The following is a 17,786-nucleotide window of genomic DNA, read 5'->3' as shown; positions in this document are numbered from 1 at the left end:
CTCACAACCAGACAGTGAGCGCCCGACGCAGATCGGGACCGGGAGTGACGCGGAAACTTTCATCGAGTTCGAGGCGGGCTTTGTGGCCGTTCCGGGAGATTTCGATGAAGACGGGCAGCGTGCCAGGGTGCGCGATCAACACCTCATGAATGCGCTCAAGATCCGTTTCGTCATGCGTGCCGTTGAGTTTTAAGACAACAGGTTTCGGAGGAGCGGGCGGCTTCGGCGGTGGTGGTTCGGAAGGATCGGGGTCGCCGGCGTTGCGCGGTTTCGCAGCCTTGGGCTTGAGCGGCGTGGCACTGTTCATGGTGACGCGGTTGCCGTCGGTCTTTTGATCTTTGCTGACACGAATGCGGAGACCGAGCACGGCGCCATTGGCCAGAACGTCCTTCGTTTTTTCGTAGTCATCGCTCCAGCACATCATCTCGATCTGGCCGGTGAAGTCTTCAAACTTGAAGGTGGCGAAGGGGCGGTTGTCCTTCTTGGAGTAGCGCACTTCGAGCTGGCTGAGGATGCCGGCGATGGAGTGCGAGCTGGCTTTTTCCTTGGTGTCGATGTCCGCAATGGAAGCGATCTTAATGATCTTGGGCGAATCGAAATGGCCGCGGTAGCTGTCCAGCGGATGGCCGCTGACGTAGAAGCCGAGAAGTTCTTTTTCAAAGGCGAGAACCTCATCCGCACTCCACACGATGGAGGGCGCCGATGCCTCGTTTTTCTTGGACTTGGGCTGCGCGAGTTCGAAGTCATCAAAGAGGCCGCCCTGGCCTGCTTTTTTGTCCTTCTGCATGGAGGCTGCGGAAGCGAGCACCTGCTCGAGCTTGGCGAACATCACGGCGCGCGGCTCTTTGGTGAAGTCGAACGCGCCCGCTTTGACGAGGGACTCCATGAGCTTCTTGTTCACGGCGCGATTGTCGAGGCGTGCGGCGAAGTCTTCGAGACTGGTGTAGAGGCCGTTCTTTTCACGCTCGGCAATGGCGGCCTCCATGGCGCCTTCACCGACGTTCTTGATGGCGCTGAGGCCGTAGCGGATGGCGTTTGGCTCCGCCTCTTCGGTTTCGAACCGCTCAGGAGCAAACTTGAGGGAGGACTTGTTGACGTCCGGCGGCAGCACCTTGATGCCCATTTCGAAGCACTCGCTGACGAAATTGGCGATCTTGTCGGGATTGCTGATTTCATAGCTGAGCACCGCCGCCATGAACTCGACGGGGTAGTTTGCCTTCAGGTAGGCGGTGCGATACGTGACGATTCCGTAGGCAGCGGAGTGAGACTTGTTGAAGCCGTACTGCGCGAATTTTTCGAGCAAGTCGAAGATGGAGTTCGCGAGCTTGGCCTGGATGTCGTTCGTCTTGAGGCAGCCTTCCACGAAGATGAGACGCTGGCGGGCCATCTCGGCGGCGTCTTTTTTACCCATCGCTCGGCGGAGCAAGTCAGCTTGTCCGAGGGAGAAGCCGGCGAGCAAGTTCGCGGCCTGCATGACCTGCTCCTGATAGACCAGAATGCCGTAGGTCTCCTTGGAGATTTTTTCCAGCAGCGGGTGTGGGTAGTCCACCTTCTCCTCACCCTTCTTACGCTTGATGTAATCGGGAATAAACTGCATCGGGCCGGGACGATACAGGGCCAGAATAGCGATGATTTCCTCGATGGTGTCAGGACCGAGCTGTTTGCAGGTGTTCACCATGCCGCCAGATTCCATCTGGAAGACGGCGACCGTTTCGCCGCGTTTGATAAGGTCAAAGGTCTTGGTGTCTTCGAGGGGTGCATTGGCCACTCTGAAGCCGGGGACTCGCTTGTGGATCCAGTACTCGGCTTCGTGGATCACCGTCAGCGTTTTGAGGCCGAGGAAGTCCATCTTGAGCATGCCCAGCTCGGTGAGGGGCTTCATCGCATATTGCGAGAGGATGGCGTCTTCCTTGTCTCGCGTGAGGGCGATGAAGTTGTCGAGACGGCGATCACCGATGACGACACCGGCGGCGTGAACGCCCGTGCCGCGGGTGAGACCTTCGAGGAAGGTGGCATGCCGCCAGAGTTCTTGCGCATTGCCGTCGGCCTCGAGCTTCGCAGCGAGATCGGGGTTTTTTTTCACCGACTCCTCCAGGTCGATGTTCAGCTCGTTCGGAATCATCTTCGACAGCGCGTCGCTGTCGCCGTAGCTCCAGCCCATGACGCGACCGACGTCACGAATGACCGACTTGGCGCCCATGGTGCCGAAGGTGATGATATGGCAGACGCTGAGGTCGCCGTATTTTTCGCGGACATATTGGATGACTTCAGGACGGCGCGTCTGGCAGAAGTCGATATCGATATCGGGAGGGCTGACACGCTCGGGATTGAGGAATCGTTCGAACACGAGTTCGAAGCGGAGCGGATCGATGTCCGTAATGCCGAGGCAGAATGCGACGAGAGAACCGGCGGCGGAACCACGACCAGGGCCGACGGGGATGTCGTGCTTACGGGCCCAGTTGATGAAGTCCCAGACGATGAGGAAGTAGCTTGTGAAGTTTTTCTCCTTCAGCAGGGCGAGCTCCACTTCCATTCGCTGGTGGAGCACCTCGTCATTGAGCGCGCGATCGCGGCCATAGCGAAGTTCGAGGCCATCCATCGTCAGCTTGCGCAGGTATTCATTGCGGTCCCCGCCGTCAGGCATGGGGTACTGCGGATAGCGCTCGATGCTGGTGGAATCGAGGTGGATCTTCAGATCGCAGCGTTCGGCGATTTCGAGCGTGGCATCGCAGGCCTCCGGCACTTCGGAGAAGAGGGCGCGCATTTCCTCGGCGGTCTTGAAATAGACCTCCGGGGAGTAGGTCATGCGGTTCTGATCGTAGATGCTCGCGCCCGTGCCGATGCAGATCATGATGTCGTGGGACTCGTGATCGCTGCGATTGAGGAAGTGGACGTCGTTGGTGGCGACGGTCTTCAGATCGTACTGCTTGCCCCACTCGATCATCTGCCGGGCGCTTTTGCGCTGGGCCTCCATGTTGTGGTCCTGGATTTCGAGGTAGAAGTTTTCGGGGCCGAAGATGTCGCGGAACTCCAGCAGGCTTTTTTCCGCCTCGTCCTTGCGGTCGGAGAGGAGGAGTTCGTTGATTTCGCCGTTGATGCAGCCGCTGAGGCAGATGAGGCCTTTGGCGTGCTCGCGCAGAGCGTCTTTATCCACGCGGGGCTTGTACCACTGGCCGTCGAGGTGGCCTTTGGTGATGAGCTTGGAGAGATTTTCGAAGCCCTCGTTGCTGGAGGCGAGCAGGGTGAGATGCGAGGAGCGCTTGCGGCCTGGCACTTCGTTTTTGTCCATCATGGAGCCGGGAGCGAGGTAGGCTTCGCAGCCGATGATGCTCTTCACCTTGGCCTTCTTGGCGGCCATGTAAAAGTCGATGGCGCCATAGAGGTTGCCGTGGTCGGTCATGGCCACGGCAGGCATGTTCAACTCCTTCACGCGTTTCATGAGCGCATCGATGCGCACAGCGCCGTCTAGCAGCGAGTATTCGGTGTGGAGATGGAGATGGACGAAGGAATCTGACATGCGGCGGGGGACAGGATTAACCCCGCTTCGAAGGCTTGAAAGAGGTAGTTTTTCACATTTTTCCAGCTCCGGGCTTTCGATGCGCACGGTGGTGGTGGCGGTAGTGGCGGAGCAGCAGCCAGCCGGTGATGATCACGATGCTAGCCACAGAGATCGCAATGATCAGATAGATGTTGCTGGCATTCGAGACCGGGGCGCCGGGTGAGGTGTCTGGAGCCGCGGCCAAATGAAGCTGGAAGGGACGGCTTGTCTCTCCCGGGAAAATCACCTGGGGACGAAGTTCGGTCTTTCCTGACATGGAGTGCAGCAGAATCAGACTGGTGTTGGCATCTTTGGCAAAATCGACCTGGAAGGTGGTGGAATTCGCCGGCAGCTGGCCGCTGGCGGTGGCGAGCAGGTGAACTTCCTGGGTGTCTGCCTTGAGTGGGGTGTTGTCAGCACCGTCCATGGCCCGAATTTTGCAGGCGGGCAGGACGGTTTTTTTTCCTTCAAACAGCAACCCAAGCGAACGGGCGAGGTATTGCTGCGCTTTTTCATGGGTCGCGGCGACCTGATCGGGTGTTTGCTCCAGGTACCATGATGCCGGAACGGGCGGCAGGGAGGTGGGGTCTGAGGCGAGAAAGGTGCGTGGATCGACATTGATGCGCAGCGTGTAGCCGCCTGCGGTGTCGAATTCCGCCTCGACAGTCATATTGGGCACCACATGCGCACGCACGATGCTGGCGACCGCCCAAAAAGTCAGAAAGACGCCGAGGATTCGTCTGCTAAAAAACCGATGCATCCACCATGGTGGAGGTGCCTGCGGCAATGGCAAATATATCGTCGCGCCAAGGCATCAACCCGGCCGAAATTAAGAGTTGATTTTCGGGATGCCGCAGCGCTTTCGAAAGAACCTGCGAAAAACCTTGTAGCAAGAAGACGACCGCGCTTGACTTGCGGCGTGGAAATTGCTTCAAAAGAGCATTTCCCTTTAACCACTCACATGGGCGCCACACTCAAATCACTGGAGAAAGAACTCGAGATCACTCTCGAGGACTTCAATCTGGTCGGGCGCAGCCCTGATGCCAGCATCAGGCTGGTGGACGGTGGTGTCTCGCGCCAGCACGCCACGATCCGACGGGACGGACAGCTGTTCTGGGTTTCCGATCTTGGCAGTGCGAACGGCAGTTTTGTCAACGACGTGGCTGTGACCACGGCGCGGGCGCTGCGGCATGGTGATCGGGTGCAGTTTGGCACCAGCACCTTTATTTTTGACAGCCAGGACGAAGAACGGCCGCCGAGCGAGTCTGGCAACGTCAGCACGCAGTCGCTGCATACCATCGCGCTGCCGGTCAAGACGGTAAGGGCCACCCTGCTCGTCGGCGATTTGCGCAACTTCACCACCATTTCCTCCCAGCTCAGCGCTGAGGAAGTGGCTGCCATGCTGCGTGAGTGGTATGCGCAGTGCGAAAAAGTTCTGAAAACCCGCGATGCCATCATCGACAAGTTCATCGGCGACGGTGTTTTTGCTTATTGGCCGGGAGATGACATCAGTTCCCGCATCAAGGCCACCGAGGCCGCCAAGATTCTCAGCAGCCCTGATTCCAGTGAATCTCCCAAGCGCAAGTGGCTGAAGGAGAACATGAACCTCGAAGTTCATTGCCACATCGGCCTGAACATTGGTGATGTGGCTCTGGGTGCCATGGGGCGTGGTGTGAACACCGCCGTGGGTGAAGCGGTGAATGTGACTTTCCGTATCGAGAGCCTGACCCGCAAACTGCAAGTGCCTGTGCTCGCTGGTGCGCCGTTCCTGAATGGCTGGCCGGAAGGTCTGCAACTCTACCAAAACGCCGGCATTCATCCGGTGAAGGGGCAGCCTGATCCTGTCGAGGTCTATTCGCTGATCGACGTGCCGACGATGTCGTTCTAGGACGCCTCGCGGTCGATGAGGCGCTGCATGTCTGCGCGCGTCATGCGGTAGAGCAGCCACTCGCTCATGCGTTTGGCACCGATGCGCTGCTCATAGACTTGCTGGGCGTTCACATTCCAGTCCAGCGCCGTCCATTCCACGCGGCCGCAGCCGCGCTCATGCGCGAGGCTCACCACCTTTTTGAGCAAGGTGCCGCCCACGCCAGCTTTGCGGCGCTCGGGGAGGACAAAGAGGTCTTCGAGATAGAGGGTCGGCAGTGCGAGAAAGCTTGAATAGGTCTCCACGAGAATCATGTAGCCGCAGGGAGCGGTGTCCTCGTTTACAAACGCGAGCCAGACTTCGATGCGCGGTCTGGCACCCAGAGCATCTTCGACAAGGCGTGCCTGAGCAGTCTCGTCGGGCGGTGGGAGCTTTTCGAACTCGGCCAGGGCTATGACCAACTGGCAAAACGCGGGCGCATGCTCACGAGTGAGCGGGCGCAGCTCGATCTGCAGCTCTGCGCTCATGCATGCAGCACGGGATCGCCAAACAAGGTGAAGTGTCCGGCTTCAGCGACGCGCACCTTGAAAATTTCGCCTGTGTGACGCTCGGGATTGCCGTCGAAAACCACGATGCGGTTTGAGCCCGTGCGGCCGGTGAGGCGCTGATCGTTCGTCTTGCTGGGGCCTTCGCAGAGGATTTCGACCTCTTTGCCCACGAGCTTGTCATACATCGGCAACGCGATGCGGTTCACCAGCGAGAGCAGATCCTGATTGCGCTCTTCTTTGACGCGTTCAGGCACCTGAATGGCTTCTTCCATCTCCGCTGCGGGTGTGCCACGGCGTTTGGAATAACGAAACACGAAGGCGTTGTCGAAGCCGATGGTTTCAAACATCTGCCGCGTTTCGAGATAGTTCTCTTCGGTTTCGCCGGGGAAGCCCACGATCACATCCGTCGTCACTGCGATGTCTGAGCGCGCCTCGCGGATGCGCTGGACGAGTTCGGTGAACTTGGCCGCGGTGTAAGGGCGGTGCATGCGCTTCAGGATGGCATCGCTGCCGCTTTGCACGGGCAGATGCACGTGCTCGGCGAGTTTTGGCAGGTAGGTGAAAGCTTCGATGAGATCCTTTTTGTAGCCAATCGGATGCGGGCTGGTGAAACGGATGCGTTTGATGCCAGGGACCTCATGCACCGCTTCCAAAAGCTGCACGAAGGGGCTTTTGCCGTCCACCGCAGGAAATTCATGCCTGCCGTAGAGGTTCACGATCTGGCCGAGGAGGGTGACTTCTTTCACGCCACGATCCGCGAGGCGTTTCACTTCTTCAACGATGTCTGCGATGGGCCGGCCACGTTCGCCACCGCGGGTGTAGGGCACGATGCAGAAGGTGCACTTCATGTTGCAGCCCTGCATGATGCTGACGAAGGCGCTGGCCTGCTTTTCCTTCAGCGTGTGATCACGGATGGTGTTCTGAGAGGCGGCTTCCTCCTCCACGTCGACGATGGAGAAACGCTCGTCGTCCATCTGCTTCGCTTCTTTGGCGCGGATGATCTCGTCCACATAGTCCACCACGCGATGGTACTTCTGCGTGCCGACGACGAGATCCACGTTTGCCTTGTTCACCAGCTCGCTGCCGCGGCTCTGCGCCATGCAGCCCATGAAACCGGTGACGAGGGGGGTGCGCCGCCGCCGCACCATGCCCATCTTTCCCAGCGCTTTCTGCTCCGCCTGATCGCGCACGGAGCAGGTGTTGATGAGCACCACGTCCGCGTCCTCGTCACGCGCGGTCATGGTGTAGCCGCGCTCGACGAACATCTGCGACACCTGTTCGGTGTCGCGTTCGTTCATCTGGCAGCCGTAGGTTTTGATGTGGACGCGTGGCATTGGGGGTTGGGAGAATACCCAACCCCGGCCAAAAGACAACCTCAAGGCGCTTTGGCCCTGCCGGGTCAGGCCTTGATCTCAAAGATCGCCTCGACCTCCACGGCCGCGCCGGTTGGGAGCTGGGCGAAGCCCAGGGCGCTGCGGGCGTGGTAGCCGTCGCCTTCCTTGCCGAAAATCTCATGCAGCAGGTCGGAGCAGCCGTTGATGACGAGGTGCTGGTCGGTGTATTCCAGGGTGGAGTTTACGCAGCCGAGCACCTTGAGGACTTTGAGGCCGTCCAGCGTGCCGTGGGTGTCCCACACGGAGCGCAGCACCTTTTCGGCGCAGTTCTTGGCGGCCTTGTAGCCGTCTTCGGTCGAGACACCGGCACCGAGCTTGCCCTTGAGATCGCTCACATGGCCGGAGGTGAGGAGCTGATTGCCGCTGCGGATGCAGAGGTTCAGGTAGGCGGGGGGCTGCTTGGTGAAAACGAGACCGAGGGATTCTGCTTTTTGCTGGGGTGTCATGATGGAGGTGAGAAGTGAACGCAAAATACGAACTGGGAAAACGAAAACTGGCAAAGCACTGCATTCATCTGGCATCATTTGTTCATGCGTCTAGCCATTCTCCTTTCCACCCTCGCATTTGCCGCCAGCGCCGCGCTGCCGGATCTCAAAGTGGCCGCAGATCACCGCCACCTCGCTACTGCCGACGACAAACCGTTCTTCCTGCTCGGTGACACGGCCTGGGAGTTGTTTCACCGGCTGACGCGGGAGGAAACGGAGCTGTATCTCAAGAACCGGGCCGCCAAAGGCTTCAATACCATCCTGGCCGTGGCTTTGGCCGAGTACGAGTTTGATCAACCCAACGCCTACGGCGAGATGCCGCTGGAAAACAACGACCCGACCAAGCCACGGGAGGCCTATTTCCAGCATGTTGACTGGGTCGTGGACCAGGCTGCGGCTCTCGGCCTCTACACCGCCATGCTGCCGACCTGGGGCGACAAATGGAACCAGAAGTGGGGCAAAGGACCGGAGATCTTCACGCCTGAAAATGCGGCCATCTACTGCGAGTGGCTGGCCAAACGCTACAAGGACAAGCCCATCATCTGGGTGCTCGGGGGTGACCGTTCCGTGGATAATGACGCACAGCGCGCCATCATTCGTGCCATGGCCGCCGGATTGAAGAAGGGCGATGGCGGCAGGCACCTCATCACTTTCCACCCCAAGGGAGGCGCGAACTCGTCCGACTACTGGCCTGATGAGCCTTGGCTGGACTTCCACATGTTTCAAAGCGGCCACGGCAAAAGGGCAGCCGCCAACTACGACATGAACGCGAAAAACCTGGCCCTGCCCGCGCTCAAGCCCACCCTCGATGGGGAACCCTGCTACGAGGACCATCCCGTGCGCGGTTTGATGAAGGATAAGAAGCCAACCGAGTGGTTCGACGACTACGACGTACGCCGCGCCGCGTGGTGGAGCGTGCTGAGCGGTGCCTGCGGGCATGTCTATGGCACGCACAGCATCTGGCAGTTTCATGATCTGGCGAAGCGCAAAGCCCAGACGGATGCGCGTACGCCGTGGCAGCAGGCGCTGGATCTGCCCGGGGCGGCGCAGATGGGGGTGATGAAGAAATTCATGGAGGGACTGGACTGGACGAAGCTGCGCAGGGATGACTCGCTCATCCAACTGAACGGTGGAGCCAACACCGCTGACAAGAAGCCGATGGCGGCGGTGGCAGAGGATGGCAGCTTCGCCGTCGTGTATGTTCCCAAGAACGTGAATGACGTCTTCTTTGCCGGGCTGAAGCAGATGGGAGATGTGCCGGAAGCACGAGCCATTGACCCCGCCACCGGCGATCAATTGGGAGTGCTGAGCATCAGTGCGGGAGCGGGACCGAACTTCCATGTGATACCCGCCCTTGGCCTCGACATCACGAAGACAGGCGGGAAGGCCGAGAAGAAGAAAGCGGAGGAGCCCGGTGTGTGGGAAAAGGACTGGGTGCTGCTGCTGACGCGGAAACAGACATGACGATCAAAGTTTCCAGTCAGGTACGAGGCTGCCCATCTGCCACATCAGTTTGTCCAAGGAGAGGCCCAAGCCTTCGCTGCGCCCATTGAGCAAACCGGCCCAGCAGAAGCCCTTGGCGGTGTGAACCATGATCGTGGTGGTGCCTGGCAGCGAACCGGTGTGCCACCAGTTGGGCACCTTGTTCACGTTCCAACCGCGCGCGTAGCCTTCGCTGATACCATGCGTGGTCATCGCACGAATTGAATCCTCTTTGAGAAACGTCGGGAGTTGTGAGGCGAAGCGGACCAGATCGCTGGCGGTGGCAATCCAGCCGCCGTGCGAATCCATGCGGGTGACATTCATGCTGTAGGCTGCACCCTCTTTGGCAGTGATATACATCACCTCCTGCGACTGCCGTTCCGCCAAAGTATTGTTGGCGATGTGCATGCTGGTGATGCCGCATTTTGACAGCACCTCCTGTGTGATGAGCTTGTCATACGGCAGCTTCAACACCTTTTCCAGCACTCGGCCCAGGACGCAGTAGCCGAAGTTTGAATAGGCGAAGTGTTCTCCGGGCTTGTGGGTCTGTTTCTGATTGGCCAGCGTCCAAGCGATGAGCTCCGCATGGTCCATCCGCAGATTTTTAAACATGGGGTCATCCTTGTCGTTCGCCCAGCCGCCGCTGGTGTGGGTGAGCAGGTGATCCACGGTGACTGCCGCCACATCCCCGCTGTAATCTCCACTCAGGATGCCCTGGGGGCCGAAGACCTTGCTGTCGGGCTGGATAAGACCTTTTTCGATGCACTTCATCACTGCGGTGGCCGTGATCGGTTTGGAAACGCTGGCGATGCGGAAGCGGTGCTGCGGGGTGACGGCTTCTTCAGCATCCGCATCGGCAAAGCCATAACCTGCTTCGAAGTCGATTTTTCCATCTCTGCCATAGGCGATGCTCATGCCCTGGATGCCATGCGCGCGCAGAAATGCTTCGGCGATGGCGCGGATCTTTGCCTCCTCGGACGTGGGTGCCGCAGCAGCGGCGGCTATCGGCCATGCGGCCAGAGAACTCACAAAGACGCGTCGTTTCATGCGGACCACATCACACCTTGACGCCCAGCTGACGTCAATGAAAACATCCCTCATGCTCCGGTTTCTCATTCTGCCCGCCCTCCTCGCCCTCAATGCCCATGCCCAGACTGTGGATACGAGCACGCTCACGGGCAAAGTCGTTTGCGGTTATCAGGGCTGGTTCCGGTGTGAGGGCGATGGCAACAACAATGGCTGGCACCATTACGCCGCAGGCAAAACCTTCGAGCCGGGGCACTCGCACATCGAGCTGTGGCCGGATGTGAGTGAACTGCCGAAGGAGGCCCGTGTGACGACGCCGTTCAAGCATGCCGATGGCCGCACCGCTGAAGTCTTCAGCTCCGTCCATCCGGCCGTCGTGCAGCTTCATTTCAAATGGATGCGCGACTACGGCATCGACGGCGCCTTTGTGCAGCGCTTTGCCGCCACCACACGGGATAAACGCTTTCGTGAACCGATGGATCAGGTGCTCGCGCACTGTCAGTCTGCGGCACAGGCCAACGGGCGCGGTCTGACACTGATGTATGACCTCAGCGGCATCAAGGAGGATGGCATTCAACTGGTGATCGACGACTGGAAGCGCCTCATCACCGAGAAGCGTCTGGACTCCAAGGGCTCCAGCTATTTCAAACACCATGGCAAGCCCCTCGTGGCACTGTGGGGCTTGGGCTTCAACGACCGTGCGCCGATGCTCGAAGAGTGGTCGCGCCTGATCACCTTCCTGCGTGATGATCCCGAATTCGGCGGCTGTGCCATCATGCTGGGCGTGCCCTACTACTGGCGCACGCTGGATCATGACTGCATTAAAGACCCCCAGCTGCATGCACTCATCGCCCGTGCGGACATTGTCAGCCCCTGGGCAGTCGGGCGGCTTGGCACGCCGCAGGACGCCGCCAAGCGTGGGGAGAAAATTCTGAAGCCGGACATCGCGTGGTGTGCTGAGCACAAGGTCGATTACCTGCCGGTCCTCTTCCCGGGCTTTAGCTGGACCAACCTTTCGAAGTCACGCAATCAGGAGGCGAAGTTTGATGCGATCCCACGTCTTGGCGGTCAGTTCCTTTGGTCACAGGCGACTGCGGCCAAGAGGGCCGGGGCGCAGATGCTCTACGTGGCCATGTTTGACGAACTGGATGAAGGAACGGCCATTTTCAAAACCGACAATCATCCGCCGGTGGGTGAAAGCCGCTTCCTCGCGGAGCCTCAGCTGGCGAACGATCACTACCTGTGGCTCACGGGAATGCTGGGCAAACTGCTGCGTGGTGAGACAACGGAAACGCTGCCCAAGCGCTAAGCCGGATTTACGACAAGTCCGAGGCCAGCACCGAATTCGCCGCACGCAGCGCCAGCTCCTTGGCCTGTGCAATCACGCGCACGGAGGTGGCGTCAAAGAGATAGGCATGGCAGCTCGGGCAGGTGATGGCGCGCGTGACCACGATGGAGCCACAGCCTTCGCAGACTTTGTACTGCTCCGGATGGGTGGCGATCTTCTCGGCCTGCTTCAGACGTGAGTCTGGTTTGTGCTCATGCGCGCTCATTAAGTGTCATTACGATGCTACGACGACATTGGCCGAGTGCAACGCCGCTGATAAACAACTTACACTCTTTTTTGTGCTTGCTTTGCGGATGGTCGGGCACCCTCAGCCCAATCCGGTGACGCTCCAGCCATCGCGGTATTTGCGCGTGAGCTGGGCATTGAGGGCGGGCTGGTTTGTCACCTGGCCGGCGGCAGCGTCCCACTCGATCCAGCCGCCGGGATTACGCTCGGCGAGGACGCCGAGGAGCACGGCCTCCGTCACGGGGCAGCCGTAGGTGGGCAGGTCGGCGGCGGCTTTTTCGCCCTTGATGCAGGCATCCACCCAATCGGTGTAATGGTTGGCAAAGCGATTTTCCGGGTAGGCGAAGCCGGTGAATTTTTCTTCTGGTACCAGCCAGGGGCGCTGGCTGTGCGGCTTGAAGATGCTGCCGTTTTCTCCAATGAAGAAGATGCCGCTGGGGGTGTCTTTGGTGAGCACGCCGGGCTTGATGACGCGGGGGTCATACGGATAGCCGCCGTCGGTCCAGGTCATCTTGATCTTGTCGCCCGCCGTGAGCGGTGTGCCAGGGAACTCGAGTTCCAGATGTCGCTTTTGCGCATAGAGATCTCCCGTGCTGCCTGCATCGAGGCAGCGCACGCGGGTGGGAGCCGCAAGGCCGAGACAGGCAAAGACGACATCGAAATAATGGCAGCCCATATCCCCCATCATGCCGACGCCGAAATCGACCCAAGAGCGCCACATGGAGGGATGATAGGCACCGTCAAGAAATGGCACTTCATTGGCCACGCCGAGCCACAGATTCCAATCGAGATTCGTCGGCACCGGATCGGCCAGTGCTTTGCGTTCGGTGACTTTGGGCCACCAGTTGGCTTTTTTATTCTCCCAGCAGATGATTTCTTTCACCTTGCCGATGGCACCGCTTTTGATGAGATCGACGGCGAGCGAGGTTTCGACGCTGGAATGGCCCTGAGTACCCATCTGGGTGGTGACTCCAGCCTTTGCGGCCTCGGCGCCGAGAATCCGCGCCTCATGGATGTGATGGGTGAGCGGCTTCTGCAGATAGACGTGCTTTTTTGCGCGCAGCGCCGTCACTGCCATGGCCGCATGCATGTGGTCCGGCGTGCCGATCGTCACCGCGTCGATGCTGTCGCCCAGCTTGGCGATCATCTCGCGATAATCACGAAAGGGTGCCGCGCCTTCGAGGCGTTTGGCGGCATCGGGGTCTTGCAGTTCTTTCCGCCGGGTCGCGTTGCCGCCGCGGGCGAGTTCGAGTGTCTTCGCGTCCACATCACACATGCCCACCAGCCGCACTTTGGAGTGCTGCAGCACGCTCATCATCGTCACGGCTCCCATCCCGCCGACTCCGATCGAGGCGACCTGGAACATGGAGTTTGGGGAGCGTGCACTCAGGATGGCGGGCGCGGATATGTAGGCGGTGGAGGCGAGGGATTGCTTGAGAAAATGGCGGCGGTTCATGAGGGGGATGGGAACGCGGATGCACGGTGGTTTGTAGCGTGGAAATATTATTCCGCCCCTGCAACCATGAGTCTCTAGCCGGTTGAAACGCCAAGTGAAGTTGTGATAAACTTGTCCAACGGGAATGCGTAAAAAATGCCATCCATTTCCACGAAAATTTTGCCGCCCGAAATTCCGTGCACAGTGCCTATGTCTTCACCTTCTCCCACTCCAAAATCCCGTTCAGGCAGGTCCAGATGAAATGCCCGCCATGAAGTGGACGCCGCGCTTGTTTCTTGTGGCGTTGCTGGAATAAAAACAACATGTCGGATCATGCTACCGGCCCCTCCTATTTCCTCTTCAACAAGAACACAGTTTTCAACAGGTGTGAACAGCACTTTGACCCGGTCGCCATTTCCTCCGTACTGTGTCTTGAACGTCATGCTTTCAGCTCGGGCAAGTTCCTTCCCAATCGAGGACGCCAAGATGAAGTTTGAAGTGGTTCGATACGTGTAGGTGCCAGGCTGGTCTATTCTTCTTCCCAACTTCAAGCTGAGCTTTAACTGCCGTGACAAAGCAAGAGGTTTGACATGGTTCACCTCGAACGGATGGCGCTGGACGGCTGGAAGCTCACTTTTATCGCACCGGTTCATCGCATGCTTGGATGCATACTCGGCTTTATAGGCTGCAATGCGGGCAGGACTATTCGGCGAGTTTTGGTCCTCGTGCGAGGAAGAGGGCAGCTTGTTAACGCTGCACGCACCCAAACAGAAAATCGGAAAAACGAAGCCAATCAATTTGATCATCGCGGCACAGTAAGCTTACGCTTCACCTCCCCGCAACACCCACGGGCTTCCGGATCTTCATCAAGATCGGAAAGCTCGTCTGCAATCCGGCGCTGTCGTGTTCGTTTCTAGCGGAGCTCAGGGCGGCGTGGATGAGTTTGTCCTGGTCTTTGACCCAGTTGGCGGCGCGGAAGAAGATGGGGCGCTCATTTTCTTTCTCGCGGATCTGGACGCCATTAAGGCCGATGTCATCGACGATGACGCCATGAGGCAGGCCATGCACATCGAGGCTGAGGATGCCGTCGTTGCCCATGCGCACGGCGCGAATCCATGCCTTCACGGTTTGGCCGGGGGCGAGGGTGATTTCGAGGGGCTTGGTTTCGTCTTTGATCTCGCGCATGACCGGCTTGCCACCGGCATCAGGCTCCATGACGATGATGAACTTCGGTGCGGCACCGAGTGTGACTTTGCCCAAAGTGCCAGCGTCATGCGTGAAGGCTTTGGATTTCGCGGTGATCTTGAGTTTGCTCCAATCGGCGTTTGCAGCGGCATCTGGCGCGGCGTGGAGGCTGCCGCTGATCAGATCGTGCCCGGCTTCAATGAGGAGCGGTGAGGAGGCATAATAACCAGCGGGCAAGCCGGTGACTTCGATCTGGATGGGATCATCGTGGCCATCAGTGCGATCTGCGCGGAAAGAGAAGCCGACGGAGGCACCGGGCATGACGGTGGGATTCATGCCGGCGAGTTTCACGCTGAAATCGGGCATCGGTTGGCGAATGGAAAGAGCATAGACGTAGCGCTCACCACCCCAGGCGCGGGTGTCAGAGACTTTGATGATGTAACGACCATCCGCTGGTGCGGTGAAGGTGAGGCGGGAGTCACTGCCGAGCTTGCGGTCGCCGCTGTCGTCGTTGGTGTAGTTGAGAGTGAAGACAGGCAGGCCGTTTGGCACGATCTGGCTGCCGATGGGCTTGGGCTCGACGATGTAGCATGGCTCGTCGAGCGAGTGCGAATTTGCCGTGGTGTCAAAGTAGGCGCGGCGTTTGCCACCCGTGGTGTAAAAGAAACAGCCGCCGTCCGGGCCACGCGGCATGCGGATGATTTTCATCACGTCGCCATTGAAGTAGGCGAACTCGTTCAGCTCCATTTCCTCCCAATTTTGCAGGCGTATGTCGGGGTTGTTGGCATCGACACTGCGGAAGTTATTATAGCTGTCGCGCACGGCTTGGAGCAGGATGCGCTGCACAGGTTTGCCGTCGGCATGCAGGACTTCCAGTTTTGTGTCAGCGGGTGAACCGGCAAGGTCTGCGAGTGTTTCGATGATCCACGTCTGGCCTTTTTTGGCGTCGAAGGCGAAGCAATCGGTGTCGTTCGCTTTTGCCAGGATTGCATTCACCGTGACAGGCGCGGTGACGTTTTGTGCCTTGGCAATGTCGTCATTGCTTTCCACTTCTTCGATTTGAGCAAGCGCGCTTACGCGCAGCGCGGGCATGGAGCGGAAACGCAAGGCCTTGGCATCGAGCGGCACGCTCATCTGGCCTTCCTTGTCGGGCTTCATCATCACGGTGGCTTTGTCGCCGAGGTGATGACCGATGAGGGTGACTTTTGTGTCCTTGCCGATTTGCGCGAAGAGGGGTGACCAGGCGGTGACGTAGGGCAGTGCGCCGAGGGTGAGGCGGTAGGCGTGATCAGCGCTGCCATCCATGGTGGTGTTGCTCACGAGCACGATGTAGTCACCATCCGCAGGCGCTTTCCATGCGAGGAAGGGATCGCTGCCGCTGTCGAGACCGCGATTCACGGCGAGCACGGTGCGATTCGTGTCCATGATCTCGATGGCCGGTGATTTCGCCATGCTGCCTACCTGTGCGACGGCGAGATCAAAGACGAGTTCCTCGCCGGCTTTGGCTTTGAAACGATAGGCGTCATGCTGGCCGATCTCGGTGAGGGTGCCCCAGAGGCTGGCGGGCAACGAAGGGACGCTGAGCGGGGCCGTTTTGAAATCAGCCGCCTGTGTGATGGCGGGGGCAAGATCATCGGCATAGATTTTCATCCGTGCTGATTCGCCACCGGCGCTCTTGAGCCAGACTTCGTATGTGCCGCGCGGCACTTCGGCACCGGCGGTGATTTTGACGCGGGCCGTGGTGGGTTTGACCGAGGTTTTGATGAGCTGCACTTGCAGTCCGGGATGCGAAGCCATGACTTGCGTGTCTTGAGTGAAGCCTTTGCCAGCAAAGGTCACCAACAGCTCGCCACCGATGTGTGCGGCGCGTGGGGTGACGCGAATGAGTTCGGTCTTGGCGACCATGGCTGGCTTCGCAGGTGCAGGGGCCATCACCGTCTTGCCGGTGGTGGATTCGTAGACGCTGAGGCTGCCATCCACGCGACCGGCCACGAGTTGTGCTTTGTCGGTGAAGGCGAGTGCGGAGGACCAGTCAGGCTGCTTTTCCAGCGGGATCTTTTCCGTGAGATCGGCGGTGTTCCAAATCTTGAGCGACTTGTCGGTGGAGGTGGAGGCGAGCAATTGTCCATCGATGGACACCGCGAGATTTAGGATGCCACCTTCATGGGCGAAGCGACTGGTGATGATCTTGTTGGTGCCCTCTTTGGCATCGGCGCTGATCAGCCATTGGCGGATGCGATTGTCACCGCCTGCGGCGAAGAGGTGCTTGCCATCGGCGCTGAAGACGACGCTGGTTTGCTCTTTGGTGGGTTGTGAGAGTGTGTCGAGACGCTGGCCACCCGGGATGCTCCAGAGCTTCACGGTGCGGTCGGCGCTGGCGCTTGCGAGCACCTTGCCATCCGGACGGAATGAGAGGCCATTCACCGCGCCGTTGTGGCCTTTGAGCAGGGCGAGCTCCTTGCCCGTCGCAGCATCCCATAGGCGGATTTTTTGATCGTAGGCCCCTGTAGCGATCATCTTACCATCGGGCGACACAGCGAGGGCATAGGCGGCATCGAGATGACCTTCGAATGACTGCAGGGGCGTGCCATCGCTGGTCTTCCAGCTCTTCACGATGCCCACGATCCCTGCCTCGCCGCCGGCGGCATACATCGTGGCGCCATCCGGTGAAAACGCGATGGCATTGGCCTTGCCCTTGAAGCCCGTGAGCTTGCGCACCATGGCCCGAGTGACAGGATTGAGCAGCGCAACCTCGCCGTAACGGCCCACTGCGACGAGCTGGACTTTTGGCGAAAAAGCCACGGCCTGGATCGCATGCTTCAGGGGCACCGTTGGCATGATTTTCTGGGTGATGACCTCCCGCGGCGTCGGCTTCGTCTCGGCGAGGACCGGCCCCTTGGCACCGGTGTCGATCCAGGTCTTAATCAACGCAATCTCCTCGGGTTTGAGTTTTTCGCGCTTGCCGGGTGGCATGAATTCGTTTTTCCCGCCACGGCCTGAATGACCTTCGAGAAACTTCACCAGCATGCTGTCATTGGCTTTGCCCGCAACGATGGCCGCGCCCTCTTTGCCGCCCTTCATCAAGTTTGCAAAAGTGTCCAGGCGGAACTCGCCATCTGCGTCCGTATCGTCATGGCAGTCGATGCAGTAGGTGTCCCAGAGTGGAACGATCTGCTTGGTGTAGTCCACGGTCTGGGCGTGGGCGGTGTTGGAGAAAACCGCGAGGAGAAAGATGGAACGGAACAGGCGCATG

Annotated in this window: 14 protein-coding genes; 3 read left to right on the top strand and 11 right to left on the bottom strand. The window is 59.2% G+C overall.

Translation table 11 applies throughout. From position 1 onward, the window contains the following. Nucleotide 1: 1 nt before the first annotated feature. The 3 genes from dnaE to AC3RLQ_RS25170 are packed head-to-tail and all read right to left on the bottom strand — an operon-like array spanning nt 2 to nt 4,473. Nucleotides 2-3,517 (bottom strand): DNA polymerase III subunit alpha, encoded by a 3,516-nt coding sequence (gene dnaE / locus AC3RLQ_RS25180; RefSeq protein ID WP_493031408.1) that lies wholly within the window; start codon nt 3,515-3,517, stop codon nt 2-4. A gap of 52 nt (nt 3,518-3,569) precedes the next feature. After that, nucleotides 3,570-4,298 carry a hypothetical protein gene (locus AC3RLQ_RS25175; RefSeq protein WP_493031407.1) on the bottom strand — a complete coding sequence of 243 codons (729 nt, stop codon included), beginning with the start codon at nt 4,296-4,298 and terminating at the stop codon, nt 3,570-3,572. Beyond that, nucleotides 4,282-4,473 carry a hypothetical protein gene (locus AC3RLQ_RS25170; protein WP_493031406.1) on the bottom strand — a complete coding sequence of 64 codons (192 nt, stop codon included), beginning with the start codon at nt 4,471-4,473 and terminating at the stop codon, nt 4,282-4,284. Before AC3RLQ_RS25170 ends, AC3RLQ_RS25175 begins: the two co-directional genes overlap by 17 nt. Before the next feature lie 26 nt (nt 4,474-4,499). Here AC3RLQ_RS25170 and AC3RLQ_RS25165 point away from each other — a divergent pair, with 26 nt between their 5' ends. Then, nucleotides 4,500-5,426: an FHA domain-containing protein gene (locus tag AC3RLQ_RS25165; RefSeq protein WP_422317473.1), complete on the top strand. Its 927-nt coding sequence runs from the start codon at nt 4,500-4,502 to the stop codon at nt 5,424-5,426. Here AC3RLQ_RS25165 and AC3RLQ_RS25160 read toward each other — a convergent pair. From AC3RLQ_RS25160 to AC3RLQ_RS25150, 3 genes are all read right to left on the bottom strand, one after another. Continuing rightward, nucleotides 5,423-5,932: a GNAT family N-acetyltransferase gene (locus AC3RLQ_RS25160; protein WP_493031405.1), complete on the bottom strand. Its 510-nt coding sequence runs from the start codon at nt 5,930-5,932 to the stop codon at nt 5,423-5,425. The genes AC3RLQ_RS25165 and AC3RLQ_RS25160 overlap by 4 nt on opposite strands. Then, nucleotides 5,929-7,287, bottom strand: a complete 1,359-nt coding sequence (gene miaB / locus AC3RLQ_RS25155; protein WP_493031404.1) for a tRNA (N6-isopentenyl adenosine(37)-C2)-methylthiotransferase MiaB — start codon at nt 7,285-7,287, stop codon at nt 5,929-5,931. Before miaB ends, AC3RLQ_RS25160 begins: the two co-directional genes overlap by 4 nt. A gap of 65 nt (nt 7,288-7,352) precedes the next feature. Continuing rightward, nucleotides 7,353-7,793: a RidA family protein gene (locus AC3RLQ_RS25150; RefSeq protein WP_294398867.1), complete on the bottom strand. Its 441-nt coding sequence runs from the start codon at nt 7,791-7,793 to the stop codon at nt 7,353-7,355. Between the two features lie 84 nt (nt 7,794-7,877). Here AC3RLQ_RS25150 and AC3RLQ_RS25145 point away from each other — a divergent pair, with 84 nt between their 5' ends. After that, a complete protein-coding gene (locus AC3RLQ_RS25145; protein ID WP_493031403.1) occupies nt 7,878-9,296 on the top strand; it encodes a glycoside hydrolase family 140 protein in 1,419 nt (472 codons plus the stop codon). A gap of 3 nt (nt 9,297-9,299) precedes the next feature. Here AC3RLQ_RS25145 and AC3RLQ_RS25140 read toward each other — a convergent pair whose 3' ends face one another. Continuing rightward, nucleotides 9,300-10,361: a serine hydrolase domain-containing protein gene (locus AC3RLQ_RS25140; RefSeq protein ID WP_493031402.1), complete on the bottom strand. Its 1,062-nt coding sequence runs from the start codon at nt 10,359-10,361 to the stop codon at nt 9,300-9,302. 37 nt (nt 10,362-10,398) lie between these two features. Here AC3RLQ_RS25140 and AC3RLQ_RS25135 point away from each other — a divergent pair, with 37 nt between their 5' ends. Further along, entirely contained in the window at nt 10,399-11,649 is a 1,251-nt protein-coding gene (locus AC3RLQ_RS25135) for a glycoside hydrolase family 99 protein (RefSeq protein WP_493031400.1), read from the top strand. A 7-nt stretch (nt 11,650-11,656) separates the two neighbouring features. Here the strand turns inward: AC3RLQ_RS25135 and AC3RLQ_RS25130 are convergent, their stop codons facing one another. The 4 genes from AC3RLQ_RS25130 to AC3RLQ_RS25115 form a co-directional block, all read right to left on the bottom strand. Further along, nucleotides 11,657-11,893, bottom strand: coding sequence for a hypothetical protein (locus AC3RLQ_RS25130; protein WP_294398876.1), 237 nt, complete (start codon nt 11,891-11,893; stop codon nt 11,657-11,659). A 102-nt stretch (nt 11,894-11,995) separates the two neighbouring features. Beyond that, the gene (locus tag AC3RLQ_RS25125; RefSeq protein ID WP_493031395.1) at nt 11,996-13,369 is read right to left on the bottom strand and encodes a Gfo/Idh/MocA family protein; all 1,374 of its coding nucleotides are present in this window, start codon (nt 13,367-13,369) and stop codon (nt 11,996-11,998) included. Between the two features lie 74 nt (nt 13,370-13,443). Continuing rightward, nucleotides 13,444-14,154 carry a hypothetical protein gene (locus AC3RLQ_RS25120; protein WP_493031394.1) on the bottom strand — a complete coding sequence of 237 codons (711 nt, stop codon included), beginning with the start codon at nt 14,152-14,154 and terminating at the stop codon, nt 13,444-13,446. Between the two features lie 22 nt (nt 14,155-14,176). Then, entirely contained in the window at nt 14,177-17,785 is a 3,609-nt protein-coding gene (locus AC3RLQ_RS25115; RefSeq protein ID WP_493031393.1) for a c-type cytochrome domain-containing protein, read from the bottom strand. Nucleotide 17,786: the final 1 nt, after the last annotated feature.

Source organism: Prosthecobacter sp. GW821-HT29F12 (genome assembly GCF_058803405.1).
This window is presented reverse-complemented; position numbering and strand designations above follow the sequence as displayed.

Excerpts from the sequence above, each read along its gene's own strand:
- AC3RLQ_RS25125 (WP_493031395.1), bottom strand. The coding sequence starts at position 13,369 with ATGAACCGCCGCCATTTTCTCAAGCAATCCCTCGCCTCCACCGCCTAC.
- AC3RLQ_RS25130 (WP_294398876.1), bottom strand. The coding sequence starts at position 11,893 with ATGAGCGCGCATGAGCACAAACCAGACTCACGTCTGAAGCAGGCCGAG.
- AC3RLQ_RS25175 (WP_493031407.1), bottom strand. The coding sequence starts at position 4,298 with ATGCATCGGTTTTTTAGCAGACGAATCCTCGGCGTCTTTCTGACTTTT.
- dnaE (WP_493031408.1), bottom strand. The coding sequence starts at position 3,517 with ATGTCAGATTCCTTCGTCCATCTCCATCTCCACACCGAATACTCGCTG.
- AC3RLQ_RS25160 (WP_493031405.1), bottom strand. The coding sequence starts at position 5,932 with ATGAGCGCAGAGCTGCAGATCGAGCTGCGCCCGCTCACTCGTGAGCAT.
- AC3RLQ_RS25120 (WP_493031394.1), bottom strand. The coding sequence starts at position 14,154 with ATGATCAAATTGATTGGCTTCGTTTTTCCGATTTTCTGTTTGGGTGCG.
- AC3RLQ_RS25145 (WP_493031403.1), top strand. The coding sequence starts at position 7,878 with ATGCGTCTAGCCATTCTCCTTTCCACCCTCGCATTTGCCGCCAGCGCC.
- AC3RLQ_RS25135 (WP_493031400.1), top strand. The coding sequence starts at position 10,399 with ATGAAAACATCCCTCATGCTCCGGTTTCTCATTCTGCCCGCCCTCCTC.
- AC3RLQ_RS25115 (WP_493031393.1), bottom strand. The coding sequence starts at position 17,785 with ATGCGCCTGTTCCGTTCCATCTTTCTCCTCGCGGTTTTCTCCAACACC.
- AC3RLQ_RS25150 (WP_294398867.1), bottom strand. The coding sequence starts at position 7,793 with ATGACACCCCAGCAAAAAGCAGAATCCCTCGGTCTCGTTTTCACCAAG.
- AC3RLQ_RS25165 (WP_422317473.1), top strand. The coding sequence starts at position 4,500 with ATGGGCGCCACACTCAAATCACTGGAGAAAGAACTCGAGATCACTCTC.
- AC3RLQ_RS25140 (WP_493031402.1), bottom strand. The coding sequence starts at position 10,361 with ATGAAACGACGCGTCTTTGTGAGTTCTCTGGCCGCATGGCCGATAGCC.
- miaB (WP_493031404.1), bottom strand. The coding sequence starts at position 7,287 with ATGCCACGCGTCCACATCAAAACCTACGGCTGCCAGATGAACGAACGC.